Raw genomic sequence first — 26,258 nt, forward strand, 5'->3', positions numbered from 1 at the left:
CCTGCCCTTGTCCTGCTTATGTGGCCCTGACCCGGACGGGTTCAACCGGGGATTGGCGCGGCATAGCCTTCAAAGGTGATATTGTCGGCATGGCGGCGTGCCCACGCTTCCTGCCCGGGGGAACGCACCGTCCAACACAGCACGGGCGTGCCCTGTTCCCGGATCGCCTGCACACGGGGCCTTTTCAGATCTGCGCGCTCATGGCTGATGAAGGCGGGCGACAGACGTTCGAAATCGGGTATCCCGCGCAAGTGACGACGCACCCGCGCCGGAAGATGCGGCCAGTTTTTCGCGGCGAACGCGCTTGTGATCAGTCCGCAGGCAATCCCTGGCGCATGCCGTAGGCAATGCGCAACGCTGTGCGGGTTGAACGACATGAGCGCGACCGGCCCGCCATATCCCTCAAGATCGGCGATCGCCGCCGCTTCAAGCGCGCCGGTCTCCGGGCCCATCGCGCCATCCTGATCCTTGACCTCGATCAGAAGCGGCACCTTGCCAGCGACAAGCGCAAGCACATCCTTCAAGGAGGGGATGCGCTCCGCTCCGCCTCTGAGCGCGATCTGCTGCAAGTCATCGGCATCTCGCGACCGAACCGCGCCGGTTTCCCCCGTCAGCCGGTTGAGCGTGTAGTCATGAAACACCATTGCCCGGCCATCGCGCGACTGTTGCAGGTCGATCTCGATTCCGTATCCCGCCGTCATCGCCGCGCGAATCGCCGCGCGGCTGTTTTCCGGCCGTCCCGCCGCCACATCGTGCAACGCCCGATGCGCCAGCGGCGGGCCAAGAAACGCCGGATCGAGCGGGGTCATCTGATCTGAAAGATCCCCTCGATCTCCACCGCGACACCGAGGGGCAGGGAGGGCGCGGAAACCGCGGAACGCGAATGCCGCCCCGCATCGCCAAACACGGCAACCATGAAATCCGACGCCCCGTTGATCACCTTCGGCTGCTCAATGAAATCGGTAGTGGAATTGACGAACCCCGTCAGCTTCACCACGCGCACCAGCCGATCCAGATCCCCCTCACAGGCGGCCTTGACCTGTGCCAGAAGGCTGATTGCGCAACTTTTGGCCGCTTCCGCCCCGGCTGCCGTGTCCATGCCGGCGCCCAATGTGCCCTTGATCAGCCCGTCCGGTCCGTTGGAAATCTGACCCGAGACATAAAGCAGATCGCCAATCTGCACATAGGGAACGTAGTTCGCCGCCGGCGCGGGGGCATCGGGAAGGGTCACGCCCAACCCGGCAAGCTTGTCTTCATAGTCGCTCATCGTAATACTTCCTCCGATCGCTTTGCTGGCAAAGCTAGACCGTCGCCGCAGCCGGCGAAAGCCGAAAAGCCGCATGCCGCCACAGGGGCGTGCGGGCATTGACTGACACTCAATTCTCGCGGAACGCCTTGGCGAAATAGTCGCTCAAAGGCTTGGTGAGGTAAACAATCGGGGATCGGTCCTCTGTGCGGATGAAGGACTCCACCGGCATGCCGGGAATGAGGTTCATGTTGGGCGGCAACTTGTCCTGCTCGCCCTCTTCGATCACGATCTCAACGCTGTAATAGCTCACGCGCGTCCCCTCATCCTCGTGGGCATCCGCCGAAATAAGCACCACACGGCCCAGAAGTTCCGGCGTCCGGCGTTGATCGAAGGCGGAAAAGCGCAGGTTCACATTCTGGCCGAGATATAGCTGATCAATATGAATCGGCTGAACCTGCGCGGCCACCACAAGCGGGCGGTCCTGCGGCACGATATAGAGCAGCGGCTCGGCCGGACGGATCACCGAATCCAGCGTATGCACCTTCAGTCCGTAAACCACCCCCGAAACCGGCGCGCGAATCTCCAGTCGTTCCAGCCTGCGCTGCAGGGAGCGGCGTTGCTCTCGCAGCTCCATTTCGCGGAACTGCAGATCGCGGAGCTGTGTGACAGCCTCCTCGCGGCGGCGGGTTGTCAGGTTGCTGATCTCGATATTGATTTCGGCGATCCGCTCGCCCGCCTGTGCCCGGCGGGCCGTCAGATCGCCCACCTGCCCGGCCAGACGCGACTGCTCTCGCCGAAGCGCAAGAACCCGGCTCGACTGCGCAAGACCCCTGTCCAGAAGGGATTGCTGGTTGGCAAGCTCCTCGTTGATCAGTTCAAGCTGCGTCTCCAGCGCCTCCTGCTGCGCCACGATCCCCTGGATCTGTGTGTCGACCTGCATGCGCCGCTGCCGAAGCTGTTCCTCAAGCTGTTCAATCGAGTCGCGCCGCGCCTGGAACAGTCTGTTCTGGCCCGCGATTAGGTTCGCAACGTCCTGATCGGTTTTCGCTCTTTCGACCAGTTCAGGGTCGAAAGTGATCTCGTTTGCACCGTCGCTTTCGGCCTCAAGCCGCGCGCGGCGGGCCATGAATTCAAAAAGCTGCCCCTCGTTGATCGACAGCTCCGATTCGAGGAAAGAGGAATCGAGCCTGATCAGAAGCTCCCCCTTCTCAACCGTATCGCCTTCCTCCACGTTGATCTCCGTCACGACGCCGCCATCGGGGTGCTGCACGATCTGTCGATTGCGTTCCACCTCGATACGGCCGCTGGCCACGATGGCCCCGGACAGTTCTGCCATGACCGCCCATGTGCCGAAACCGCCCAGAAGCGCCACCAGCGCGAGCAGGCCCACGAACAGGGGCCGCGTGGCCGACCATGCCCCCGACCGCTTCATTGGACACCTCCGGGCGCGCTTGATTTCTGGATCTGTTCGGCATTCAGCACACGTTCGCGCAGCACCTCGTCACGCGGTCCGAACGCGACCTTCACACCGTTGTCAAGTACCATGAGCGTGTCGCATTCCTGAATGGCACCCGGTCTGTGCGCCATGACGATCACCGATTTCCCCTCTGCCTTCATGTTTCGAATCGCGGCGTTCAGGGCCTCGGAGCCGGAATTGTCGAGATTCGAGTTCGGCTCATCCAGAATAAGCAGGATCGGATCGGCGTAGAGCGCCCGCGCCAGACCGATCCGCTGAATCTGTCCACCGGAAAGCCGCGCGCTGCTGGCCGAAATCTGGGTATCATAACCATCGGGCATTTGCAGGATCATCTCATGGGCATCGGCCTTCTGCGCCGCGGAAACGATCAATTTGGGGTCGGGGTCTGGCGAGAGCCGCGCAATATTCTCCGCGATGGTGCCATCGAAAAGCTGGACCCGCTGCGGCAGGTATCCGATGTAGTGACCAAGCGCCTCCGGTTCGTATTGTTCCAGCGACGCACCGGCAAGGCGCACCTTGCCCCCGGCAGGCCGCCAATGCCCGGTCAGCGCTTTCGCCAGCGTGGACTTCCCCGCGCCGCTGGGACCGATCACACCCAGTGCCTGACCGGGCTGAACGCTGAAGCTCAGCACACGCAGCGCCGCCTGCGCCTCGCCCGGTGGAACGACTGTAAGCTGGACCACATCAAGCCGCGACTCGGGCTTGGGCAACTCGGTCCGCTCGACTTCGGGGCGCACCTCGCTGAGCAGGATTTCCAGATTGGACCATCCGCGAACTGCGCGCTGTACCACCGGCCACTGACCAATGGCCAGCTCGATCGGCGCCAGCGCCCGGCCCAGAAGAATGGACGCCGCGATCATCGCGCCCGGGGTCAGTTCGTCCTGCAACACGAGATACGCCCCGAGACCGAGTATCGCGGATTGTAGAAAAAGCCGAAACGTCTTGGTGATCGACGAATAGGTGCCACCAAGATCGGCGGCATGGATGGATTCCTTGAGGCTGGCATCCCGCGCTTTCTGCCACCGCTGAAAGGCCGCGTCGCGCATTCCCATGCTCTGCACCATCTCGGCCTCTTCGCGCAGTTGATTGGCTATCATCTGCGACTGGTGCGACACCGTGTTGGCCCGCGCCATCGGTCGTCTCGTCGTCACCTGGTTGATCACTGTCACCAGAATCAGGATCGCCCCGCCGGTGATCGCCAGATATCCAAGCCAGGGATGGAAAATCAGAATCGCCGCCAGGAAAAAGGGCGTCCATGGAATGTCGAATACCGCGATCAACGCCTGAGACGACATGAGCCGTTGGATCGATTCGAGATCGGCAAGCCCGGTTTCGGCGCGCTCATCCTTCTGGACCGCCGACTTGCGCACCACCGCATCGAACACCCGCTTGTCAAGCCGGGTCTGGAAACGCGCACCGACACGGGCCATGATTCGGCCCCGGGCATAGTCCATCAGCCCCATGATCCCGAACAGGAACGCCACGAGGACCGTCAATGCCACCAGCGTTTCCACCGACCGGCTTCCCAGCACGCGATCATAGATCTGAAGCATGTAGATCGGGCCGGTCAGCATCAGCAAATTGGCAAAGAAGCTGAATACGGCCACCGCCCAGTAGAGCCTGCGACTTTCCTGCCGTGCGGCGCGCAGCTCGTCGGAACCGCTCTGAATCATGGTCTTCTGCATCCCGCCCCTCGGCATTTTGGTCTTTCAGAACCTGCAAACTGTGACAGGGTCACCTGTGGTCCCCGCAAAGTGACGCAACTGCCACATTGAATCTGCCGCGATCAAACGCCATTTGGGGACTCCACGCCGAAGCTCTAAATTATTTCTCGAACCAATATGTGAGTTTTCATTGCCGTTATCTTTCAAGCATACCTTCTCTGGCAAGCCCGTTCTATGGAGTGCGGTTGTCTGTGCCAGTTTCCTTTCGGCCTGTGCCGCGCCCGACACTACGGTATCGCGCGGAACAATCAATGATCCTTACGAGGAACAGAACCGCGGAACGCATGAGTTCAACCGCAGCCTCGACAAGGTTCTTGTCCGGCCGACATCGTCGACATACGGCACCGCGATTCCGACCGGCCTCCAAGACAGCATTGGCCATTTCTCCGACAACCTGTCGCTACCCGGCGACGCCGCAAACCACATTCTGCAAGGCAACGGCGAAGGGCTGGGCCGGAACATCCTGCGATTTGCCATCAACACGACGCTCGGCATCGGCGGCCTGTTCGACCCAGCCTCGCAAATGGGCCTCGAAAGAAGCAAGACGGATTTCGGCGAGACTCTCTACGTATGGGGCGTGGAGGAAGGCGCCTATGTGGAACTGCCGTTCTTCGGCCCGTCGACTTCCCGCGATACGGTCGGACTCGTGGTGGATTATTCGCTTGATCCGGTACGCCTGCTTCTGCCCACGCCCGAAAGGTATATCTCGACTCTCGCCATGGTGGCGGCGCGGCTCGGAGATCGGCATACATACACCGCGACGATTGATTCGGTCCTTTACGAGAGCGTCGACAGCTACACGCAGGCCAGAAGCCTCTATTTGCAAAACCGCCGCTACGAACTTGGCGGACGCAGTCAGGACGACTATGATGACCCCTACGGAGATGCCGATAGCGATCCGTATGATTCCGCCTATAGCGACCCTTATGAGGATCTGAATGAGTAATACCATGACCTCCCGCCGCCGCTTTCTCGGAACCACGGCGGCCGCCGGTTCGGTGGCCCTGTTGCTTCCGGGCATGGCCCATGCCTTGACCGACGCGAGGGCGAGGGCTTTGATTGATCAGGTCGTGGCCGATATCAATCGTGTGATTTCGTCGGGCCAGCCTCTTTCCGGCATGATCAGGGATTTCGAACGGATTTTCGAACGCTACGCCGATGTGCCGATCATCGCCCGGTCCGCGCTTGGCCCCGACGCGCGGGGGCTTTCCGGCGCGCAGCTCAACGCCTATGTCGATGCGTTCAAGGGGTATATCACGCGGAAATACGGCAAGCGGTTCAACGAGTTCAAGGGCGGTCAGGTCACCGTGAAGGATGCCCGCAAGGTCAAGACCTTCCACGAGGTGCGCACCACTGTCAAACTGCGCGGAGAAGCCCCGTTCGAGGTGAATTTCCTCGTCTCCGACCGCTCGGGCCGCGATCTTTTCTTTGACATGATCATCGAAGGCATCAGCCTTCGGCTGAGTGAAAAGGAAGAGATCGGCGCCATGCTGGACCGTCGCGGCGGCAATATCAACCAGTTGATCCAGGATCTGCGCAACGCGGGCTGACAGCGGGGCCGCGACCGGGCCGGGTCACGCCCGGCCCCAGCCGCCTCCGCCGGGTGTGGCCAGACCGAACACCGCCCCTGCGGGCAGGTCGATCTCGTCATTGCCCCGTAACCCGATTTGTTCTCCATCCGGCATCTCGGCCCAGTTCTCGCCCACCGCACCGCTCTCTCCGCCATCGACGCCAAAAGGCGGAACGATACGATGCGAACACAGCGTCGTCACCGTCACCGGCGCAAGAAACCGCAAGCGCCGCAAGGCACCGTGTCCGCCGCGCCAGCGTCCCGCGCCGCCCGATCCCTCTCGGATACCGAACTCCTCCAGCCGCACGGGGAAGCGTTTTTCAAGGATCTCCGGGTCGGTCATTCGTGTGTTGGTCATATGGCTTTGCACCGCGTCGCAGCCGTTGAACCCCGGCCCCGCCCCGGTGCCGCCCGCGATGGTCTCGTAGTTCTGGAAGGTGTCATTCCCCCAGATGAAATTGTTCATCGTGGCCTGCGAACAGGCGATCACCTTCAGCGCGCCATAAAGCGCGTTGCAGGTGGCCTGTGACACCTCGGTATTGCCCGCGATCACCGCCGCCGGATACACCGGGTTGAGCATGGAGCCATCCGGCACCACGATCTTCAGCGGCTTCAGGCACCCTTCGTTGAGCGGGATCTCCGCCCCCACCATCGTGCGGAAAACATAAAGAACCACCGCCCGGCAGATCGACAGCGGCGCGTTGTAGTTGCCGCTGTGCTGCGGGCTGGTGCCAGTGAAGTCGATCACCGCCTCGCGCGCGCCGCGATCCACGCGCACCGCAACCTCGATCCGCGCGCCGTGATCCATCGGGTAGCTGAACGCCCCGTCCCGCAGCCGGTCGACGACCTGCCGCACGCTTTCCTCGGCGTTATCCTGCACATGGCCCATATAGGCCCGCACCACATCGAGCCCGTATTGCCCGACAACCTTGAGAAGCTCGCGCCGCCCGGTCTCGTTCGCGGCCACCTGTGCCTTCAGATCGGCCATGTTGTGATCGGGGTTGCGCGCGGGATACCGCCCGCCGCCCAGAACCAGCCGCGCCAGATCCTCCTGAAACCGGCCCTCCTTCACCAGCCGCACATTGTCGATCAACACGCCTTCCTCATCGATATGGGTGCTGTCGGGCGGCCCCGATCCCGGGGTGCGCCCGCCAATATCGGCGTGATGCCCGCGTGAGCCAAGCCAGAACATCACCGCGCCATCGACGAACACCGGCGTGACCACTGTCACATCGGGCAGATGCGTGCCGCCGTTGTAGGGGGAATTGAGCATGAAGGCGTCGCCCTCGGCAATCGTCCCGGCATTCTCGCGCATGACAGTGCGGATCGAGTCGGACATGCTGCCAAGATGCACCGGCACATGCGGCGCATTGGCGACCAGATCGCCAGCCTCATCGAAGATCGCGCAGGAGAAATCGAGCCGCTCCTTGATGTTCACGCTCCATGATGTGTTGGCCAGCGTCGCGCCCATCTGGTCGGCCACCGACATGAACAGGTTGTTGAACACCTCCAGAAGCACCGGATCGGCCTCCGTTCCCGCCGCATGGACGCGCGCCTTCGCCTCCACCCGCTCAAGGATGAGGTTGCCGAACCCGTCCAACCGCGCGGCCCATCCGGGCTCGACCACATTCGTGCCGGTCGCTTCGGTGATCACCGCCGGCCCCTTGATCCGCGCGGACCCGCTCAGATCGTCGCGCGCATAAAGCGGCACGTCGCACCATTCCCCGCCGGTGAAGACCGTGATCCGGGCCTTCGGCGTCTCCGATTGCCCGGTCGGCAATGCGATGGGCGCCTCTCCGGTCTCTCCGATCGCCTCGACGCTAAGCATCTCGAACAGGATCGCCCGCTCGGGTGACGCGAACCCGAACCGCTGCCGGTGCGTCTCCTCGAATTCGTCTCGCATCGCCTCCACCGCGCCGAAGGGCACCTCCAGCGCCTGATGCGACCCGTCATAGCGCAGATGCGCCTTCGCCTCGATCCGGCAGTCCTCGACGCCCTGCGCGCGCACCTCCTCGCGCGCCTCGCCTTCGATCTTGGCCAGCGCCGCGCGCGCCGCATCGTCATCGCTCAGGGAGGTATCGAGTTGCACCTCGCGCATGGCCCGAATCTCCGCCAGCCCCATACCATAGGCCGACAGCACACCGGCATGGGGATGTAGAAACACCCGCGTCATGCCAAGCGCATCGGCCACGAGGCAGGCGTGCTGCCCCCCGGCCCCACCGAAACACTGCAAGGTATAGCCGGTCACGTCATGGCCGCGCTGCACGCTGATCTTCTTGATCGCATTGGCCATGTTGTCCACCGCGATCCGAAGGAACCCTTCGGCCACCACCTCGGGTGGCTGCGCCTTCTGCCCGGTGGCCTGCGCGATCTCGTTTGACAGCGCGCCGAATGTCTCGCGCACCGCATCCGCATCCAGCGGCGCATCGCCTTGTGGGCCGAACACCTGCGGGAAATGATCCGCGTTCAGCTTGCCCAGCATCACGTTGCAGTCGGTCACCGTCAGCGGCCCGCCCCGGCGGTAACACGCCGGCCCCGGATCGGCGCCCGCGCTTTCCGGTCCCACCTGATAGCGCCCGTCCTCGAACTTGCAAATCGACCCGCCTCCCGCCGCAACGGTGTGAATGTCCATCATCGGCGCGCGCATCCGCACACCGGCCACTTCCGTCTCGAAAGAGCGTTCGTAGTCTCCGGCATAATGGCTCACATCGGTGGAGGTGCCGCCCATGTCAAAGCCGATCAGGCGGTCGTACCCCGCCGCCTCCGCCGTCTTGACCATGCCGACAATACCGCCCGCCGGACCCGACAGGATCGCATCGCGCCCCTGGAACAGCGCAGCATCGGTTAGCCCGCCATTGGACTGCATGAACAGCAGCCGCTCGCAGGCCCGCCCCATATCAAGCGCGTCCGCCACCTGTTCCACATAGCGGCGCAGGATCGGCGAGAGATAGGCGTCCACCACCGTGGTATCGCCGCGCCCCACCAGCTTGGCCAGACGGCTGACCTCATGGCTCACCGACACCTGGGTGAACCCGATATCGCGGGCGATCCGCGCCGCGCGCGCCTCATGCGCGGGGTTGAGGTATCCATGCAACCCCGCAATCGCGATGGCCCGCACCCCGCCGTCGAACGCGGCCTGCATCTGTTCGCGCAGCGCACTTTCGTCCAGCGGGCGCACGACATCCCCCCCGGCATCAAGCCGCTCGTCCATCTCGATAACGCTGTCATAAAGAAGCTCGGGTCGCCGGATCTCCAGATCGAACAGGCGCGGGCGCGTCTGATACCCGAACTTGAGCAAATCGCGGAACCCGCCTGTGATCACCAGAACCACCCGCTCGCCCTTGCGCTCCAGAAGGGCGTTGGTCGCCACCGTGGTGCCCATTTTGACCGCGCGAATGGCGCCTTCGGGAAAATCTTCGCCCGCCAGCCCCATCATCTCGCGGATGCCCTGCACCGCCGCATCGCGGTAGCGTCCGGGGTTTTCCGACAGAAGCTTGTGGGTCTTCACCTCGCCCTCGGGCGTGCGCGCCACGACATCGGTGAACGTGCCGCCCCGGTCGATCCAGAATTCCCACTGTCCGCTCATGCCCGTCTCCCTGCGCATCCTGCCAAACTTTCTTTCACGCCGCCGCGCAGGGGGCAAGCCGCCCCTTCCCCCCACCGGGCCGCGCCGCTAGAAAGACCCTCCAGCAGCATGAGACGAGGCCCCCTTGGACACCACCGCCCGCATCGCCCGCAGCATCGCCACGCAGATCGGCGCCCGCCCCGAACAGGTCGGCGCGGCGGTCGCCCTCATCGACGAGGGCGCCACGATCCCCTTCATCGCCCGCTACCGCAAGGAGGCGACGGGCGGGCTCGACGACACGCAACTTCGCACGCTGGGCGAGCGGCTGATCTACCTGCGGGAACTGGAAACCCGGCGTGAGACGATCCTCCGCTCGATCCGCGAGCAGGGCAAGCTCACCGACGATCTGACCCGCGCGATCACGCGGGCCGAGACCAAATCCGCACTCGAAGACATCTACCTGCCCTACAAACCCAAGCGCCGCACCAAGGCGATGATCGCCCGCGAAAACGGATTGGAGCCGCTGGCAGAGGCGATCCTCGCCAACCGGAGCGCGCCCCCCGAAACGCTCGCCGAAAGCTACATTACCGACGCCGTGCCCACGGTGAAGGACGCGCTGAACGGCGCGCGCGACATCCTCACCGAACGGCTGGCCGAAGATGCCGGGCTTCTCGGCGATCTGCGCGGCTACATGCACAAGGAGGCGGTGATGATCTCCCGCGTGGTCGAGGGGCAGGAAGAGAAGGGCGCGAAATTCTCCGACTATTTCGATCACCGCGAGCCGTGGTCGAAGATGCCCTCCCACCGCGCGCTGGCGATGCTGCGCGCCTCCAAGGAAGGGATCGTGACCCTCGACATCGCACCCCCGGACGATACCGGCAGCGACCGCGCCGTGGCGATGATCGCCGCCCGCCTTGACGCGCGCGGCGACGGTCCCGGCGATCAATGGCTGCGCAAGGTGGCGGGCTGGACTTGGCGCGTCAAGCTCGGCCTGTCGATGATGGTGGACCTGATGGGCGATTTGCGCGCCCGCGCGCAGGACGAGGCGATCGTCGTCTTCGCCCGCAACCTGCGCGATCTGCTGCTGGCCGCGCCCGCCGGGCAGCGCCCCACGCTCGGCCTCGATCCCGGCATTCGCACCGGGGTGAAGGCGGCGGTCGTGGACAGCACCGGCAAGCTGGTGGAGACCGCGACGCTCTACCCGTTTCAGCCAAAGAACGATCTGCGCGGCGCGCAGGCGACGCTTCTCGCCATGATCGCAAAACACGGGATCGAACTTGTCGCCATCGGCAATGGCACCGCCAGCCGCGAAACCGAACGTCTTGTGGCCGACACGCTCAAGTCCCTGCCCAAGGGCGCCAAACCGCCCGCCAAGGTGGTCGTGTCCGAGGCCGGCGCCTCGGTCTACTCCGCCTCCGAACTGGCGGCCCGCGAGTTTCCCGACATCGACGTGAGCCTGCGCGGCGCGGTCTCCATCGCGCGGCGACTTCAGGACCCCCTCTCGGAACTGGTGAAGATCGAACCGAAATCCATCGGCGTCGGCCAGTATCAGCACGACGTGGACCAGCACCGCCTGTCCCGCACGCTGGAGGCGGTGGTGGAGGATGCGGTCAACGCCGTCGGCGTCGATCTCAACACCGCCTCGGTGCCGCTTCTGTCGCATGTCTCCGGCCTCGGCCCCGGACTGGCAGAGGCGATCGTGGCGCACCGCAACACGCATGGCGCCTTCCCCACCCGCAAGACGCTTCTGAAGGTCGCCCGTCTCGGCCCGCGCGCGTTCGAGCAATGCGCCGGTTTTCTGCGGATCACGGACGGGGGCGAACCGCTCGACGCCTCCGCCGTCCACCCGGAGGCCTACGGCGTGGCCCGGCGCATCGTTTCCGCCTGCGGGCGCGATCTGCGTTCGGTCATGGGTGACAGCGCGGCGCTGACCCGCCTTGACCCGCAGGATTTCGTCGACGATGCCTTCGGCCTGCCCACCGTGCGCGACATCATCGCCGAGCTGGAAAAGCCCGGCCGTGACCCGCGCCCCGATTTCGTCACCGCCAGTTTTGCCGACGGCGTGGAGCATATCCGCGACCTCAAACCCGACATGGTTCTGGAAGGCACCGTCACCAATGTCGCCGCCTTCGGCGCCTTCGTCGACATCGGCGTGCATCAGGACGGGCTGGTGCATGTCAGCCAACTGGCCGACCGCTTCGTCAAGGATCCCCATGAGGTGGTCAAGGCCGGCGACGTGGTGAAGGTCCGCGTGACCGAAATCGACATCCCCCGCAACCGTATCGGCCTGACCATGCGCAAGGATGGCGGCGCCTCGGCCCGCGACGCCAGCGCCGCACGCGACGCCGCGCCGGATGGTAAACCGGGCGGGAAAGGGCCGCGCAGGGGCAAAGAGCAACCGGGGCGAGCCGAGGCAAAGGAAGACGCCCGCGCCGAAAGCACCGGCTCCCTTGGCGACGCCCTACGCGACGCGATGCGGAAAACCTGATCGCATAGCGATAGCGCCCTCGAAAGCACACAACCCAACCGTTATCAGGGTGCGGCCCAACAAATGCTTTGACTATTCATGAAACCGCATAGATTCAGGCCATGGAAGCGAAACTTTCAACCCTGACCCATTCGGAGGTCTCCATGACTGCAAATGTTGGAAACATCGACCGCGTGATCCGCCTCATCGTCGGCATCGTGCTGGTGGTCCTGCCAATCTTCACCACATCCACGATCTGGGCCAACCCGGTCATCGCCTATGGCGCGGTGATCATCGGTCTGGTGCTGATCGTCACATCCGCGCTGAAATTCTGCCCGCTCTACCGCATCCTCGGCATGAGCACCTGCCAGCGATAGATACCGCTGCCGTCCATCGCCCGTGAGGGCGGGCACCCCGACCGGGGTGCCACCGCCTCTCGTTTTAGGGGGCCCGCCTATCGTTGCGGCAGCAACAGCTCCCCTGTCCGCCGCGACAGGTAGCCGGTTGGCACGATGCCACGTTGCCGCTGAAATCCGGCAATCGCCCGGCGCGTGGCCTCGTCGAATTTTCCGTCAATCTGCCCGGGGTTGAACCCAAGGCTCATCAGACGTGTTTCGACAAGCGCCCGCAGAACCGGGCTCGACATCACCTGCTCTTCTTCGCGGCGGTCTTTGCCGCGTTGCTCCTCCACCTGAATCCGCTCCAACCGGCGCTGCGCCTCCTCCGAATGAGGCCCCTCGGGGAAGCGGTCCAGAAACACGCGGTAGGCCTCCGCCGTGCCGCGCTGCTCGGCTTGCCGCCACGCCGCCTCACGCGCCTCGCGCTCGACCTTCTCCAACTGCGTGCGCGCCTCGCTTGCGAATATCCCCTCGGGGTAACGCTCCAGATAGGCCCGAAGACCCTGCGGACTTCCATCCGCGCCGGTCTGCCGCCAATAGGCGCGATCTTCCCGCTCGCGTTCGGCGCGCAGATCCTCGCGCCGCCCGGCAGCCTGTCTCTCGATCCGCGCAACCTGATCGATTGTCAGATAGCTTGTCTCGGGCGCATTGTTGGCACGCTGCCAGGCCGCGATGGCGGCCCGCGAACCGGGCCCGAACACCCCGTCAACGCCCCTCGGGTCAAAACCCAGAAGCTTGAGATCGGCCTGAATCTGCCGCCGGTCCTGCGCGCTGAGGCCAAGTCGCGCTTCGGTGGCGCGCGCGCGTTCCTCTTTCTCGCGTTCCCGCGCGTCCTGATCGCGCTCGCGCGTGTCCGCCTCACCTTTCAGGATACGCCGCGCTTCGGCGACATACCGACCGTCGGGATATCGGCGAAGATAGGCCCGCAGCGCATCATCGCCACCAATGTCACGCACCGCGTTCCAATAGGCATTCTCGCCCCCGTCTCCGGGTTGCTCCGGGTCCGCCACCGCGCCGCCATCAAAGCCGAGATGATCAGGAACAAATCCGCTCGCCTCGACCCTGCCGGGCAAGGCATCGCTCATGGCTGCAAGGCTCCGGCCGGGCCGCAGCACCTCGACCAGCGCGCCTTCCATCGCCGGGGCATCCCCGCGCAGAAACGTCACGCCGTTGGGCACCTCCATCGTTTCCGCATCCGTCCGCAACCCGAATCCGGTGTCGAACGCGGCGCGGCTTTCGCCGACCATCAGCACCGCCCGGCCCTGAAACCCGGCCAGCAGATCGGCCAGCGCATCAAGCGGCAACCCCTGCCGGTCGAGGTTGAGCCGCTCGGGCCGGGCCGTATCCTCACCCAAAAGCCATGAGGACCGCTCATCCGAGACCACGCGCCCGATCACAAGGATCAAAACCCGATCCGCGCCTTTCCCGACCGCGTTCGCGAACTCGCCTGCGGTATCGTTCAATTCGGCCGTGCTCTGGTTGCGCCCTGTCAGAACCGTGAACCCGGCCTCGCGCAGCCGGGCTTCATACCGTGCCCTGTCGGACATCCGCGCATCGCCAACCTCATTGACGATCACAAGCGCCATATCGCGCGCCTGCGCCGTCCCGCCAAGGACCAGCATCATACCGGCCGCAAGTATTGCCGTAATAAATCGCATCGCATCCTCCTCGAAGACATCGCTCACGCTGGAACGCGAAAGAGAGCAAGTATCGCTCAGAATCGGCTTCAAGGAAAGGGCGCAGGCGGATTCAGTCGTATTTGCGCCGATCCTCGATCACCAGACCGTCCTTCGGAAGGCTGCCCGGCGCCACGACTTCCACCTTGCCCCTGAGCTTGAGAAGCCCCGCCGCCGTCTCGGAAAAGGCCGCCGCGTCGCCGCCCTCCGCCTCGACCTGCACGGTCATCACGTCCATCTCGCCCTCGCGGCTGGCGATGACGCGGGCGCGGGCGATCTCGTCATGCGCCGCCACCAGCGCGGCCACCTGTTCGGGACGCACGAACATGCCCTTGATCTTGGTCGTCTGGTCGGCCCGGCCCATCCAGCCCTTGATGCGCAAGTTGGTGCGCCCACAAGGGCTTTGCCCCGGCATCACGGCACTCAGATCGCCGGTGGCAAAGCGGATCAACGGATAGTCGGGGTTGAGCGTGGTCACGACCACCTCGCCCACCTCGCCCTCGGCGACCGGATCGCCGGTGCCGGGGGTCACGATCTCCACGATCACGCCCTCATCGACGATCATCCCCTCCATCGCCGCGCTTTCATAGGCGATGTTGCCCAGATCGGCGGTCCCATACCCCTGCAAGCAGGCGATTCCGCGATCGGCGTATTCCTGCCGCAACGACGGAAACAGCGCCCCGCCGCCCACCGCCGCCTTGGTGATTTGCAACCGCTCGCCCATCTCGTCGGCCTTGTCGAGTATGAGCTTGAGATAGTCGGGCGTGCCCGCATAGGCCGTCGCGCCGATGTCGGCGGCGGCCCGCACCTGCAATTCGGTCTGGCCGATCCCGGCGGGGATCACCGCCGCGCCCACCGCCCGCGCGCCGCTTTCGAACATCATGCCCGCCGGTGTCAGGTGATAGGAAAAACAGTTCTGCACGATATCGCCCGTGCCGATTCCGGCGGCATGCAGCACCCGCCCGAACCGGAACCAGTCCGCGCTCTCGCCCCCCGGCTCATAGATCGGGCCGGGCGACTGAAACACATGGGCATAGCCGCTCGCCGGGCGCGGGGTGAACCCGCCAAAAGGGGAGGCCGCCTTCTGCGCCGCCACCAACGACGACTTGCGCAGCACCGGCAGCGCGGCAAGCGCTTCTGGTCCGGTGATCGCCGTGGGGTCCACATCGGCCAGCGCCTCGGCATATCCGGGCAACGCCCGGGCAAGGGCGATCTGTCCGGGCAGGGCGCGCGCGATGTCGGCGGCGCGCTCTTCGGGGCTGCGGGTTTCGAGCGTGTCAAAATACTGGGTCATTGGCTCTGTCCTCATGGCCACACCGGCGCGATGGGGTGAATGTCTGTCTCTCAAATCGCGGGCGCTGTCGCCCGATGCCGGCCGGCTCAGCTCAGCCAGCGTTTGCGGCGGCGATAGCTCCGCACCTCCCGGAAACTCCGTCGCCCTTCCTCGGACACCCCGAGATAGAATTCCTTCACGTCCGGGTTTTCGCGCAGATCGTCGGCAGGACCGTCCATCACCACGCGCCCCGATTCGAGGATGTATCCGTAATGCGCAAAACGCAGCGCCACGTTGGTGTTCTGCTCGGCCAGAAGAAAGGTATACCCCTCCTCCTCATTGAGCGATTTGACGATCCCGAAGATCTGCTCCACCAGTTGCGGCGCAAGCCCCATGCTCGGCTCGTCCAGAAGGATCGTTTCCGGCCGGCTCATCAGCGCGCGCCCGATGGCGCACATCTGCTGCTCCCCGCCAGAGGTATAGCCCGCCTGACTCTTGCGGCGCTCCTTCAGGCGCGGGAAGTATTCATAGACTTTCTCAAGATCCTGCGTGATCTCGGCGCGGGACGACCCGCGTGTATAGGCGCCGGTCAGAAGGTTCTCCTCGATCGTCAGATGTTCGAAGCAATGCCGCCCCTCCATCACCTGAACCACGCCCATCTTCACCAGCGTCGAAGGATCGAGCCCCTGCACCCGGTCGCCGCGGTATCTTATGTTGCCCTTCGTCACCTCGCCGCGTTCCGAATGCAGCAGGTTGGACACGGCCTTGAGCGTCGTGGTCTTGCCCGCGCCGTTCCCCCCCAGAAGCGCGGTGATCCCGCCTTTGGGCACCGAAAGGCTCACACCCTTCAGCACGAGGATCACATGGTTGTAGATCACCTCGATATTGTTGACTTCCAGCAGGGTGTCCTGGGTGACTTTACCGGCGTCCAGCATGTTCCGCGCTCCGTTCAGGTTGGGGCGGGCCGCCACCGGGGCGGCCCGCCTGTTTTGGCTTAGTCGCAGCCCGGCTCGATGCCCGCTTCTTCGGCATAGGCCATCGAATCCGCCTCGATCAGCGGCGCCAGAACCTCTTGATCCGACTGGAAATAGTCGGTGATCATGGTCCAGTCGCCCGCCGAAGCATCCCACTGCGCAACGGCACCAAAACCGTTACCGCCGTGGTTCTCACAGGACACTTTGAACTCCGGCCCGAAGTTTGGAAGGCCAAGATCGGCCATCTTCTCTTCGGTGATCTCCAGCGCCTCCATGCCGTCGCGCATCATCTCCGGGGTGATGGCTGCAGTATCGTGGATCTCCTGCGCGGTCTTGGCCGCTTCTGCCGCCAGCATCGCCGCATAAAGCCCGCGGTTGTAAAGCACGGTGCCGACCTGATCGCCGGCGCCGGCGGCCTTGCCCGCATCGATGACATACTCCTGAAGGTCCTCGAACAACGGGTAATCGGTGCCGAAGTTGTGGAAGGTCAGCGCCTTGTAGCCATCGGCCCCGTCACCGGCGGGTTTCACGTCGTTCTCGGACCCCGACCACCAGATGCCGATGAAATCTTCCATCGGATAGCGGATGTTCACGGCTTCCTGGATAGCGACCTGGTTCATCACGCCCCAGCCCCACATGATCACATTGTCCGGACGTTCGCGGCGGATCTGAAGCCACTGCGATTTCTGCTCTTGGCCGGGGTGATCCACTGGCAACAGCATAAGCTCATAGCCGTGCTTTTCGGCAAGATCCTCCAGCGTGCGGATCGGCTCCTTGCCATAGGCCGAGTTGTGATAGACGAGCGCGATCTTCTGGCCGCTGATGTCGCCATCATTGATGTCAAGGATGTGCTTGATCGCATGCGAGGCCCCGTCCCAGTAGTTGGCCGGATAGTTGAAGATGTAGCGGAACACCTCGCCGTTCTTGGCAGAGGTCCGGCCATACCCCATCGAGTGCATGGGAATACCATCCGACGTCACCTTGGGAATGAGCTGATAGGTAATGCCGGTCGACAGCGGCTGATAGACAAGCGAGCCTTCGCCCTTGGTCGCTTCATAGCATTCAACACCCTTTTCGGTGTTATAGCCTGTCTCGCACTCGATCATGCGGATCGGCTCCCCACCGATACCGCCATCGCGCTCGTTGAGCAGCGTGAAGTAATCGGCATAGCCATCCGCGAACGGAATGCCGTTCGCCGCATAGGGCCCCGTCCGATAGCTCAGCGAGGGGAACACAAGTTCCGCCATCGCAGGCGCCGCCGCCATGATGGCGCCCAGTGCCAATGTTGTCAGTTTCAGTTTCATCGGGTCTATCCTCCCTTGGTTTTTGTCCGATGTCGTCAATTCGGAACGGGCAGCGCCCGTCCCTGGCCCGCCCCTAGTATGGGAAGGGCCAAAGCCGAAGCTTTTCCTTCGCCAGTCGCCAGAGCTGCGCTAGCCCATGCGGCTCGGCAATCAGGAAGATGATGATCAACCCTCCCACGATCACCAGTTCCAGATGCGCGGCCGTATCCGTGGGCCAGCCCAGCGTGCCCACCAGCACGTTCTTGAGAAACACCGGCAGCAGCACCAGAAATGCCGCCCCGGCAAAGCTGCCGAAGATCGAACCCAGCCCGCCGATAATGATCATGAACAGCACGAGGAACGATTTGTTGATGCCGAACGCCTCGCCGACCTCCACCGCGCCAAGATACACCGCGAAGAACAGCGCGCCGGAAATGCCGATGAAGAACGAACTGACGGCAAAGGCGCTCAGTTTCGCACGCAGCGGATCGACCCCGATGATCTCGGCGGCGATGTCCATGTCGCGGATCGCCATCCATTTGCGCCCGACCATCCCGCGAGTCAGGTTGCGGGCAATGATCGCGCTGGCCACCAGAAACACGAGGCAGAACAGATACGCCGCCCAGGCCGATGTCTCCGGCCCGGTGACCGGGATGCCGAAAACCGTCCGCTCGTGCGCGGTGATCTGCCCCGAGGCCGAATAGTTGTAGAACCACGGCACCCGGTTGAACAGCCAGACAAGGAAAAACTGCGCCGCGAGCGTCGCCACGGCCAGATAGAACCCCTTGATCCGCAGCGACGGCAGCCCGAACAACACTCCGACACACGCCGTGATTCCGCCCGCAATGATGACATGGAAGAAGATGCTCACATCGGGAAAGGCGGTCATCAGCTTGTAGACCGCATAAGCGCCCACCGCCATGAACCCCCCGGTGCCAAGCGACACCTGCCCGCAATACCCCACGAGAATGTTGAGACCGATCGCCGCGATCGAATAGATCAGGAACGGCAGTAGGACAGAGTTGGCCCAGTAGTCGTTGACCACGAACGGCACCACAAGGAAGGCCACCAGCAGGATGACGTAATACCCGAGCCTGTCCAGCCTGATCGGAAAGGTCTGGCTGTCGGCGGCATAGGACGTCTTGAAGTCGCCCGCTTCACGATAGATCATGGCTCAAAGGCCCCCCTGCGATTGCGCGCGGTTTCGCTCCGCCGCGTCGAGTTGTGTTGATTTTCTGGCGTATCCGCTCGCTTCCGCAGCGCGCACCAGTTTCAGATAGGCGAAGATCCCGGTAATGAACCCGGCAAAGGCCAGCACCGCCGCGACCGTGAGTTGCCCCCGCGAGAGCCGCTCCGCCGTCAGCGCCAGATAGCCGAACGCCCAGAACCCGGACCAGGCGACCACATTGACGATGGCGATCAGTTTCTTCATTCCCGCGCGCCCCCGTCGAACTCGGCCGCGTCGCCCGGCCAGTCCTCGCCCTGCGGCGCGGCGACCAGACAGAAACGGTGCCCGGTGGGCGCCTCCATGACGATCCATTCCTTGATGCGGGCCACTTCCGTGGCGCCCAGCGCCGTCAGCCGCGCGCACTCCGCCTCCTGATCGTCGGTCTCTATGTCGAGATGCACGCGCGGCGCGTGATCGACGGCCTGAAGCAACACCTTGGGGTAGCCGCTGTGCCCGTCGAACTCGGCATACTTGCCGTCCTCGTCGATCTTGCCCCGCTTGCCCAGCATCGCCGACCAGAAGGCCGTCGCCTCCGTCAGGTCGTCCGTCTGGCAATCGATGCAGACCCCGCCGATACGCGATTTATGCGCCATGCCGTCACACCCTCTCGATGATCTTTTCGCCGAACAGACCCTGGGGCCGGAACACCAGGAAGATCAGCGCCAGAACATAGGCGAACCAGTTTTCCGTCGCCCCGCCCACCATCGGCCCGATGGCGAACTCGAACAGCTTCTCGCCCACCCCGATGATCAGCCCCCCGACAATCGCGCCGGGGATCGAGGTGAAGCCGCCGAGCATCAGCACCGGCAGCGCCTTGAGCGCGATCAGTGACAGCGAGAACTGCACCCCCGATTTCGTGCCCCACATGATCCCCGCGACCAGCGCGACAAAGCCGGCGACCGACCACACCATGATCCAGATGAAGTTGAGCGAGATCCCCACCGACAGCGCCGCCTGATGGTCATCGGCCACCGCGCGCATCGCCCGGCCCTGCTTGGTGTATTGCGCGAACAACACCAGCACGATCACCAGAAGCGCCGCGATGATCGACGCATAGATGTCCAGGTTGTCGATGAAGAACCCGTACCCGAAGGCGTCGAACGTGGTCTCGTCGATCCATGTGTTGATCCCCTGCGGCAGGCCGACATCGAGTTTCTTGATGTCCGACCCCCACATCAGATCGCCCACCCCTTCAAGGAAATAGGCAAGCCCGATCGTCGCCATGAACAGGATGATCGGCTCCTGTCCGACAAGGTGGCGAAAGATGAACCGCTGCACGCAATAGGCCAGAATCACCATCACCCCCATGGTGATCAGGATCGCCGCGAAGGCCGGCACATGCCAACCGAAATGATGGATCTCGGTGTCGAAGGTCGCGTTGATCACATGCGAGAACGGCACCCGCCCTTCCATGATCCCCACCAGCGTGAGCGCCGCGAAAAGCGCCATCACCCCCTGGCTGAAGTTGAAGATGCCCGACGCCTTGTAGATCAGCACGAATCCCAGCGCGACCAGCGCATAGAGCACGCCCGCCATCAGCCCGTTGAGAAATACCTCGCTGGCAAAGAGTAGCTGTTCAGGCATTGCCCGTCTCCCCGTTGTTCCCTGCGCCGCACCGCCGCGATACCGACGTTCTGCCGACGTGTTGCAGACTGCCCCGATCAATCATGCTGCACCCCCAGATAGGCGTCGATCACCGCCTGGTTGCTGCGCACCTCGTCGGGGCTGCCGTCTCCGATCTTCTTGCCGTAATCCATCACCACCACACGGTCGCTGAGATCCATGACAACGCCCATGTCATGCTCGATCAGCGCGATGGTGGTGCCGAACTCGTCGTTCACATCGAGGATGAAGCGGCTCATGTCCTCTTTCTCCTCGACGTTCATCCCCGCCATCGGCTCATCCAGCAGAAGGATCGACGGCTCCGCCGCCAGCGCCCGCGCCAGCTCCACCCGTTTTTTCAGACCATAGGGAAGGCGCCCGACCGGGGTCTTGCGGATATGCTGGATTTCCAGAAAATCGATCACCTTTTCAACGGTTTCGCGGTTCTCGACCTCTTCCTGCTCGGCCTTGCCTTTCCAAAGGGCCTGCGCGAACATGCCGGTGCTCATCTGACGGATACGCCCCGTCATCACGTTGTCGAGCACGCTCATCCCCTCGAAAAGCGCGATGTTCTGGAAGGTGCGGGCGATACCCTGCTGCGCCACCTGATAGGGACGCATGCCGGGACGCTTCTTCCCCTTGTACCAGACCTCGCCCTCCTGCGGATGATAGAAGCCCGAGATCACGTTGAGCATGGAGGATTTGCCCGCGCCATTCGGCCCGATGATCGCCCGGATCTCCCCCTCGCGGATATCGAACGAAATATCCTTGATCGCCACGACCCCCCCGAATCTCAGGGTGATGTTCTTCATCTCCATCACCACGCCGCCGATCTTGCGGCCGTCCTCGGTGACGTAACCTTCGGTGTCATCCAGCATCGGTTTTCTTTCCTTTCCCGGTCGGCCAGCCCGCAGTTCCCTTGCGGGACGGTGGGCGGGGCGATGCCCGCAGGGCGAGCGCCGTCCCTCCGTCCCGCCTCATTCCGCCGCCACTTTCTGCGTGTTGACCGGCACCACCTTGGCGTCGCAAAGCTCCAGCGTCGCCTTGATCGACCCCTTGCGCCCGTCCTCATAGGTCACTTCCGTCTCGGTGGAGACTTCGGTGGACCCGTCGTAAAGCGCCTCGACAAGATCGTTGAATTTCTCGGCCACCACCGCGCGGCGCACCTTGCGCGTGCGGGTCATCTCGCCGTCGTCGGCGTCAAGCTCCTTGTGCAGCACGAGGAAACGATGCACCTGGCACCCCGACAGCATCGGGTCTTCGGCGACAGATCGGTTGACCTCCTCCACATGGTCCTGAATCGACGCCAGCACCTTGGGATGCCCCGCCAGCTCCTGATAGGAAGCATAGGCGATATTGTTGCGCTCAGCCCAGTTGCCGATCGCCGACAGGTCGATATTGATGAAGGCGACGCAATGATCGCGGCCATTGCCGAACAGCACCGCCTCCAGAATGTCGGGATAGAACTTGAGCTTGTTCTCCACGTATTTCGGCGCGAACAGACTGCCGTCGGCCATCTTGCCCACGTCCTTGGCGCGGTCGATGATCCGCAGATGCCCGGTGCCCTCCTCGAAGAACCCGGCGTCCCCGGTGGCAACCCACCCCTCTTCGTCCTTGGTTTTGGCGGTGGATTCGGGGTTGCGGTAATACTCCACGAACACCCCCGGCGAGCGGTAGTAGATCTCGCCTGTCTCGTCGATGCGGATCTCCACGTCCGGGGCCGGCACACCCACCGTGTCGGCGCGCACCTCGCCATCGGGCTGCACGGTGATGAACACCGACGCCTCGGTCTGCCCGTAGAGCTGTTTTAGGTTGATCCCGAGCGAGCGGTAGAATTCGAAGATCTCCGGCCCGATCGCCTCGCCGGCGGTATAGCCCACGCGCACCCGCCCGAACCCGAGCGTGTCCTTCAGCGGCCCGTAGATCAGAACGTCGCCCAGCGCGTATGTCAGCCGGTCCATCAGGCCCACCGGCTTGCCGTCAAGGATGCGCCCGCCGACCTTCTTGGCGTGCGCCATGAAGCGGTGGAACAGCCATTGCTTGAACCGGCTGGCATCCTCCATGCGGATCATCACGCTTGTCAGCTGCGTCTCGAACACCCGTGGCGGAGAGAAGTAATAGGTCGGCCCGATCTCGCGCAGGTCGGTGATCATCGTCTCGGGGCTCTCGGGGCAGTTGACGCAGAACCCGGTCCAATAGGCCTGCCCGATCGAAAAGATGAAATCGCCCACCCACGCCATCGGCAGATAGGCCAGCACCTCGTCGCTGGAATTGAGCCTGTCGAACTCGCAGGCGTTCTTGGCGCTTTCGATGATATTGCGGTTCGACAGCACCACCCCCTTGGGCTTGCCGGTCGTGCCGCTGGTGTAAAGCATCACGCAGGTGTCGTCATAGTCCAGCTTCTCGCGCCGCGCCTTGAGATCGGGAAGGAACTCCTCGCGGGCGGCGCGGCCCTGTTCCTGAATGTGGGTGAACTGGTGCAGCTTGTGATGATCGTATTTGCGCATCCCGCGCGGGTCGATATAGATCACATGCTCAAGTTGATGAAGCTGGTCCTGCACGTCGATCACCTTGTCGACCTGCTCCTGATCCTCGGCCACCATGAACCGCGCGCCGCAATGGCCCAGAACATAGGCCATCTCCTCGGCGCCGCTGTCCTGATAGACCGGCACCGGCACCGCGCCCACCGACTGCGCCGCCACCATCGCCCAGTAGAAGTGCGGCCGGTTGCGACCGCTGATCGCGACGAAATCGCCCTCGGCCACTCCGAGATTGAGAAAACCGAGCGCCAGCGCCTCGATCTCCTTCTCGGCCTGCGCCCAGGTCCAGGTCTGCCAGATGCCGAATTCCTTCTCGCGGTAGGCGTCCTTTGACCCGTACCGTTCGGCGTTACGCTGCAACAGCGCCGGGATGGACGAAAGCCCCCCGGTCGCCTGTGACGACTGTGCCAAAATGTTCTCCTCCCAAACACCCGCTTGTGCAGGCTTCGACCGCTTACGCGATTCTGACCCTATTAAGGGGCTGAGCAGACCCTGTTCGTCAACTTTTTCCTGAACATTTCGCAATCCTTTCGAATTGTAACAGGCCGCATTTGCCGCTTTGCGCCCCCCCGCCCCGGTGCTAGCGATAGAGGGCAAAGGAGCATGCCATGCCCGCCGACTCCGGCACCACACAGGCCATGACGATGGCCGGCCTGAACCTCATTCAACAGGCCCTGTCGATTTATGACAGCGACCTGCGGCTCGTCGTGGCCAACGCCCGCTTCCGCGAGATGTTCGACATCCCCGATCCCCTGATGCAGCCCGGCGCGCGCTTCGTGGACACCATCCGCTTTCTGGTCGAACGCGGCGAATACGGCGAGATCGCGCACAAGGAGGCGTATATCCGCGAAAAGGTCGATCGCGCCCTCGCCTTCGAGCCGCACTACTTCGAGCGTCAGCGCGCCGATGGCCGCTGGGTCAGCGTGGAGGGCTCCCCCCTGCCGCAGGGTGGATGGGTCTCGGTCTATACCGACATCACCGGCACCAAGCGGCAGGAGAATTTGCTGCGCACCCGCTCCGAGGAACTCTCCGGTCAGCTTTTGCAATACGCCGAGGAACTCTCCACCACCAACCGCGAGCTTGAGGCCGCCGTCAAGGCGCTGGAGGAGGCCAAGCGCCAGATCACCGAAAGCGAGGCGCGCACCCGCCTGACGACGGAGATGATGCCGGCCCATATCGCCCATGTCGGACCCGACCGGCATTACACCTATTCCAACCGCCGGCTGACATCGGTGATGCCGGGGCGGCCCTCCAATATCGTCGGCCAGCATATCCGCGACGCGCTGGGCGAATCGGCCTACCGCAGCATCCGTCCCTATCTCGACGCCGCATTCGACGGCCGCGCCAGCGTGTTCGAGTTCACCGACGCGCCCAGCACGCGGCGCATCCGCGCCGCCTTCACCCCCGATACCGAGGAGGGCGCCCGGCGCGGCGTCTATATCCTGTCGATGGACATCACCGAGGAAACCCAGACCCGCGCCGCCCTGCAACAGACCCGCCGCCGCGAACTGGCCGCGCAGATGACAAGCGGGCTGGCGCATGACTTCTCCAACCTGCTGACCATCATCCTCGGGATGCAATCCCGGTTGGGGCGGATGGACCTGCCCGCCGAAGGCGCCGACCTGGTGGAGGCGACGCTGGGCGCGGCCCGCCGCGGCGGCGCCCTGCTCAACCGCATCGCCGACATGACCGGCCACCGCCCCCCCAAGCTGGAGCCGGTGAGCATGACCCCCTTCCTGCGCGATCTGCAAATGCTCGCCGGCCCGTCCCTGCCGCGCGACCTGCTGCTGCGGATCGACAACACCGTGCCCGAGGCGCCGATCCTGCTCGATTCCGGCATGTTGCAGGACGCGCTCCTGAACCTGATCCTGAATGCCCGCGACGCCTGCGGCCCCTCCGGCGCCATCACCCTGCACGCCGCGCTGGTGCAGGAGACATGGGTGCAGATCACCGTCACCGACACCGGCACCGGCTTTTCGCAAGAGGCGCTGACCCACGCGCTCGATCCCTTCTTCACCACCAAGGGCGGCGAAGGCTCCGGCCTTGGGCTGGCGATGGTCTATGACACCGTCAAGATCATGGGCGGAGAGGTGAAGCTCGCCAACCCGGCCGAGGGCGGCGCCCGCGTCACCCTGCGCCTGCCGCTGCGCCGCGCTCGGCTTGACGCCGCGCCGGGCCTCGTCCTGCTGGTCGAGGACAACCTCGACCTGCGCGGCATGATCCGCGACATGCTCACCGCGCAGGACCATGCCGTGATCGAGGCCGCCAGCGCCGAAGAGGCCCGCGCCCTGCTGGACCAGTTGCCGGAGATCTCCCTCGTGCTTTCCGACATCTCGCTGGAAGGCGGCGAGACCGGCGTCGATCTGCTCCACGCGCTGCCCGATGGCGCGCCGCCCTGCTTTCTGATGACCAGCCTGCCGCAATCGCATCCGCTCTATCTTCAGGGGGCCGCGCGCGCGCCGGTCCTGCCCAAACCCTTCTCCGCCGAAGAGCTGTCGGCCTTCCTGCAACCGAAGGGGATGCCATGACCGCGCCGCTTGTGACCATTCTCGACGATGAGCCGGAAATCCGCAGCATGCTGGCCGACGCGCTGGAGGATGCGGGCTTTCGCACCATGAGCTTCTCCCGCGCGACGGAGTTCGAGGCCGCGCTGAAATCCCACACGCCCGATGTCTGCCTTGTCGATCTCGGTCTGCCCGACCGCGACGGGCTGACCCTCGTGCACCGGCTGGCGCTGGAACAGGGGGCGGCGGTGATCATCATCTCGGGCCGCGCGCAGGTGCAGGACCGTGTCACCGGGCTGGAACTGAGCGCCGACGACTACATCATCAAACCCTTCGATCCGGCCGAGGTCGTGGCCCGCGTCCGCGTCCGCCTGCGCCGCGACCGCGCCGCGCCGCAAAGCGCCTCGGACACCGCGCGGTTCAACGGCTGGACCGCGCATTTCAACCGCTACACGCTTGAAAACGACAAGGGCGAGGAAACCCCCTTCTCCCATGCCGAGGGCGAGGTGTTGCGCCTCTTTCTCGAAAGCCCCAAACGCCTGATCAGCCGCGCGCATATGCAGGAAACGCTCGGCGGCGCGGCGGGCGAAAGCTTCGACCGCGCGATGGATGTGCGCATCTCGCGTCTGCGCACCAAGCTCTGCGAAGACCCGCGCAACCCGCGCCTGATCAAGACGATCTACGGCGCCGGTTACATCTTTCTCGGCGATGTAAGCTGGACCTGACAG

The 26,258-nt window shown here is 64.0% G+C and carries 21 protein-coding genes; 6 read left to right on the plus strand and 15 right to left on the minus strand.

What is annotated here, in order from left to right; translation table 11 throughout:
* Window positions 1–41: 41 nt before the first annotated feature.
* From BMW66_RS09790 to BMW66_RS09805, 4 genes are all read right to left on the minus strand, one after another.
* The gene (locus BMW66_RS09790; protein ID WP_093117937.1) at window positions 42–809 is read right to left on the minus strand and encodes a glycerophosphodiester phosphodiesterase family protein; all 768 of its coding nucleotides are present in this window, start codon (window positions 807–809) and stop codon (window positions 42–44) included.
* Window positions 806–1,267 (minus strand): RidA family protein, encoded by a 462-nt coding sequence (locus tag BMW66_RS09795; RefSeq protein WP_093117939.1) that lies wholly within the window; start codon window positions 1,265–1,267, stop codon window positions 806–808. The genes BMW66_RS09790 and BMW66_RS09795 overlap by 4 nt, the downstream gene beginning before the upstream one ends.
* Window positions 1,268–1,376: 109 nt before the next feature.
* Window positions 1,377–2,681 carry an HlyD family type I secretion periplasmic adaptor subunit gene (locus tag BMW66_RS09800; protein ID WP_093117941.1) on the minus strand — a complete coding sequence of 435 codons (1,305 nt, stop codon included), beginning with the start codon at window positions 2,679–2,681 and terminating at the stop codon, window positions 1,377–1,379.
* Window positions 2,678–4,411 (minus strand): type I secretion system permease/ATPase, encoded by a 1,734-nt coding sequence (locus tag BMW66_RS09805; protein WP_093117943.1) that lies wholly within the window; start codon window positions 4,409–4,411, stop codon window positions 2,678–2,680. Before BMW66_RS09805 ends, BMW66_RS09800 begins: the two co-directional genes overlap by 4 nt.
* 169 nt (window positions 4,412–4,580) lie before the next feature.
* On the opposite strand from BMW66_RS09805, the gene BMW66_RS09810 reads away from it, so the two are divergent.
* Window positions 4,581–5,396, plus strand: a complete 816-nt coding sequence (locus BMW66_RS09810; RefSeq protein ID WP_093117945.1) for an MlaA family lipoprotein — start codon at window positions 4,581–4,583, stop codon at window positions 5,394–5,396.
* Window positions 5,389–6,000, plus strand: coding sequence for an MlaC/ttg2D family ABC transporter substrate-binding protein (locus tag BMW66_RS09815; RefSeq protein ID WP_093117947.1), 612 nt, complete (start codon window positions 5,389–5,391; stop codon window positions 5,998–6,000). Before BMW66_RS09810 ends, BMW66_RS09815 begins: the two co-directional genes overlap by 8 nt.
* Window positions 6,001–6,024: 24 nt before the next feature.
* Here the strand turns inward: BMW66_RS09815 and BMW66_RS09820 are convergent, their stop codons facing one another.
* Entirely contained in the window at window positions 6,025–9,606 is a 3,582-nt protein-coding gene (locus BMW66_RS09820; RefSeq protein ID WP_093118087.1) for a hydantoinase B/oxoprolinase family protein, read from the minus strand.
* A 124-nt stretch (window positions 9,607–9,730) separates the two neighbouring features.
* On the opposite strand from BMW66_RS09820, the gene BMW66_RS09825 reads away from it, so the two are divergent.
* Window positions 9,731–12,073 carry a Tex family protein gene (locus BMW66_RS09825; protein ID WP_093117949.1) on the plus strand — a complete coding sequence of 781 codons (2,343 nt, stop codon included), beginning with the start codon at window positions 9,731–9,733 and terminating at the stop codon, window positions 12,071–12,073.
* A 101-nt stretch (window positions 12,074–12,174) separates the two neighbouring features.
* A complete protein-coding gene (locus BMW66_RS09830) occupies window positions 12,175–12,429 on the plus strand; it encodes a YgaP family membrane protein (RefSeq protein WP_245729433.1) in 255 nt (84 codons plus the stop codon).
* Window positions 12,430–12,506: 77 nt separating this feature from the next.
* On the opposite strand, the gene BMW66_RS09835 is transcribed toward BMW66_RS09830, so the two are convergent.
* The 10 genes from BMW66_RS09835 to BMW66_RS09880 form a co-directional block, all read right to left on the minus strand.
* On the minus strand, window positions 12,507–14,108 hold the full coding sequence (locus BMW66_RS09835; protein WP_139196149.1) for a peptidoglycan-binding domain-containing protein: 1,602 nt from the start codon (window positions 14,106–14,108) through the stop codon (window positions 12,507–12,509).
* A gap of 91 nt (window positions 14,109–14,199) precedes the next feature.
* Window positions 14,200–15,420: a phenylacetate--CoA ligase family protein gene (locus BMW66_RS09840; RefSeq protein ID WP_093117953.1), complete on the minus strand. Its 1,221-nt coding sequence runs from the start codon at window positions 15,418–15,420 to the stop codon at window positions 14,200–14,202.
* 86 nt (window positions 15,421–15,506) lie between these two features.
* The gene (locus tag BMW66_RS09845) at window positions 15,507–16,334 is read right to left on the minus strand and encodes an ABC transporter ATP-binding protein (RefSeq protein WP_093117955.1); all 828 of its coding nucleotides are present in this window, start codon (window positions 16,332–16,334) and stop codon (window positions 15,507–15,509) included.
* Between the two features lie 59 nt (window positions 16,335–16,393).
* On the minus strand, window positions 16,394–17,677 hold the full coding sequence (locus BMW66_RS09850; protein WP_093117957.1) for an ABC transporter substrate-binding protein: 1,284 nt from the start codon (window positions 17,675–17,677) through the stop codon (window positions 16,394–16,396).
* 73 nt (window positions 17,678–17,750) lie between these two features.
* The gene (locus tag BMW66_RS09855) at window positions 17,751–18,827 is read right to left on the minus strand and encodes a branched-chain amino acid ABC transporter permease (protein ID WP_093117959.1); all 1,077 of its coding nucleotides are present in this window, start codon (window positions 18,825–18,827) and stop codon (window positions 17,751–17,753) included.
* A gap of 3 nt (window positions 18,828–18,830) precedes the next feature.
* The gene (locus BMW66_RS09860) at window positions 18,831–19,088 is read right to left on the minus strand and encodes a hypothetical protein (RefSeq protein WP_093117961.1); all 258 of its coding nucleotides are present in this window, start codon (window positions 19,086–19,088) and stop codon (window positions 18,831–18,833) included.
* Window positions 19,085–19,477 (minus strand): VOC family protein, encoded by a 393-nt coding sequence (locus tag BMW66_RS09865; RefSeq protein ID WP_093117963.1) that lies wholly within the window; start codon window positions 19,475–19,477, stop codon window positions 19,085–19,087. Before BMW66_RS09865 ends, BMW66_RS09860 begins: the two co-directional genes overlap by 4 nt.
* 4 nt (window positions 19,478–19,481) lie before the next feature.
* The gene (locus BMW66_RS09870) at window positions 19,482–20,468 is read right to left on the minus strand and encodes a branched-chain amino acid ABC transporter permease (protein WP_093117965.1); all 987 of its coding nucleotides are present in this window, start codon (window positions 20,466–20,468) and stop codon (window positions 19,482–19,484) included.
* 77 nt (window positions 20,469–20,545) lie between these two features.
* Window positions 20,546–21,364, minus strand: a complete 819-nt coding sequence (locus BMW66_RS09875) for an ABC transporter ATP-binding protein (RefSeq protein WP_093117967.1) — start codon at window positions 21,362–21,364, stop codon at window positions 20,546–20,548.
* A gap of 99 nt (window positions 21,365–21,463) precedes the next feature.
* On the minus strand, window positions 21,464–23,437 hold the full coding sequence (locus BMW66_RS09880; protein WP_093117969.1) for an AMP-binding protein: 1,974 nt from the start codon (window positions 23,435–23,437) through the stop codon (window positions 21,464–21,466).
* Between the two features lie 197 nt (window positions 23,438–23,634).
* On the opposite strand from BMW66_RS09880, the gene BMW66_RS09885 reads away from it, so the two are divergent.
* Together BMW66_RS09885 and BMW66_RS09890 are read left to right on the plus strand one after the other, a co-directional pair.
* Window positions 23,635–25,554 carry a PAS-domain containing protein gene (locus tag BMW66_RS09885; RefSeq protein WP_245729435.1) on the plus strand — a complete coding sequence of 640 codons (1,920 nt, stop codon included), beginning with the start codon at window positions 23,635–23,637 and terminating at the stop codon, window positions 25,552–25,554.
* Window positions 25,551–26,255: a response regulator transcription factor gene (locus tag BMW66_RS09890; RefSeq protein WP_093117971.1), complete on the plus strand. Its 705-nt coding sequence runs from the start codon at window positions 25,551–25,553 to the stop codon at window positions 26,253–26,255. Before BMW66_RS09885 ends, BMW66_RS09890 begins: the two co-directional genes overlap by 4 nt.
* The last annotated feature ends 3 nt before the right edge of the window (window positions 26,256–26,258 follow it).

It is taken from the genome of Salinihabitans flavidus (genome assembly GCF_900110425.1).
GTDB classification, from domain to species: Bacteria; Pseudomonadota; Alphaproteobacteria; order Rhodobacterales; family Rhodobacteraceae; genus Salinihabitans; species Salinihabitans flavidus.

What these genes read in the sequence shown, in the direction of transcription:
- BMW66_RS09885 (WP_245729435.1), top strand. Translation starts at nt 23,635, where the DNA reads ATGCCCGCCGACTCCGGCACCACACAGGCCATGACGATGGCCGGCCTG.
- BMW66_RS09805 (WP_093117943.1), bottom strand. Translation starts at nt 4,411, where the DNA reads ATGCAGAAGACCATGATTCAGAGCGGTTCCGACGAGCTGCGCGCCGCA.
- BMW66_RS09800 (WP_093117941.1), bottom strand. Translation starts at nt 2,681, where the DNA reads ATGAAGCGGTCGGGGGCATGGTCGGCCACGCGGCCCCTGTTCGTGGGC.
- BMW66_RS09790 (WP_093117937.1), bottom strand. Translation starts at nt 809, where the DNA reads ATGACCCCGCTCGATCCGGCGTTTCTTGGCCCGCCGCTGGCGCATCGG.
- BMW66_RS09815 (WP_093117947.1), top strand. Translation starts at nt 5,389, where the DNA reads ATGAGTAATACCATGACCTCCCGCCGCCGCTTTCTCGGAACCACGGCG.
- BMW66_RS09870 (WP_093117965.1), bottom strand. Translation starts at nt 20,468, where the DNA reads ATGCCTGAACAGCTACTCTTTGCCAGCGAGGTATTTCTCAACGGGCTG.
- BMW66_RS09820 (WP_093118087.1), bottom strand. Translation starts at nt 9,606, where the DNA reads ATGAGCGGACAGTGGGAATTCTGGATCGACCGGGGCGGCACGTTCACC.
- BMW66_RS09850 (WP_093117957.1), bottom strand. Translation starts at nt 17,677, where the DNA reads ATGAAACTGAAACTGACAACATTGGCACTGGGCGCCATCATGGCGGCG.
- BMW66_RS09830 (WP_245729433.1), top strand. Translation starts at nt 12,175, where the DNA reads ATGGAAGCGAAACTTTCAACCCTGACCCATTCGGAGGTCTCCATGACT.
- BMW66_RS09875 (WP_093117967.1), bottom strand. Translation starts at nt 21,364, where the DNA reads ATGCTGGATGACACCGAAGGTTACGTCACCGAGGACGGCCGCAAGATC.
- BMW66_RS09845 (WP_093117955.1), bottom strand. Translation starts at nt 16,334, where the DNA reads ATGCTGGACGCCGGTAAAGTCACCCAGGACACCCTGCTGGAAGTCAAC.
- BMW66_RS09865 (WP_093117963.1), bottom strand. Translation starts at nt 19,477, where the DNA reads ATGGCGCATAAATCGCGTATCGGCGGGGTCTGCATCGATTGCCAGACG.
- BMW66_RS09855 (WP_093117959.1), bottom strand. Translation starts at nt 18,827, where the DNA reads ATGATCTATCGTGAAGCGGGCGACTTCAAGACGTCCTATGCCGCCGAC.
- BMW66_RS09835 (WP_139196149.1), bottom strand. Translation starts at nt 14,108, where the DNA reads ATGCGATTTATTACGGCAATACTTGCGGCCGGTATGATGCTGGTCCTT.
- BMW66_RS09860 (WP_093117961.1), bottom strand. Translation starts at nt 19,088, where the DNA reads ATGAAGAAACTGATCGCCATCGTCAATGTGGTCGCCTGGTCCGGGTTC.
- BMW66_RS09840 (WP_093117953.1), bottom strand. Translation starts at nt 15,420, where the DNA reads ATGACCCAGTATTTTGACACGCTCGAAACCCGCAGCCCCGAAGAGCGC.
- BMW66_RS09890 (WP_093117971.1), top strand. Translation starts at nt 25,551, where the DNA reads ATGACCGCGCCGCTTGTGACCATTCTCGACGATGAGCCGGAAATCCGC.
- BMW66_RS09795 (WP_093117939.1), bottom strand. Translation starts at nt 1,267, where the DNA reads ATGAGCGACTATGAAGACAAGCTTGCCGGGTTGGGCGTGACCCTTCCC.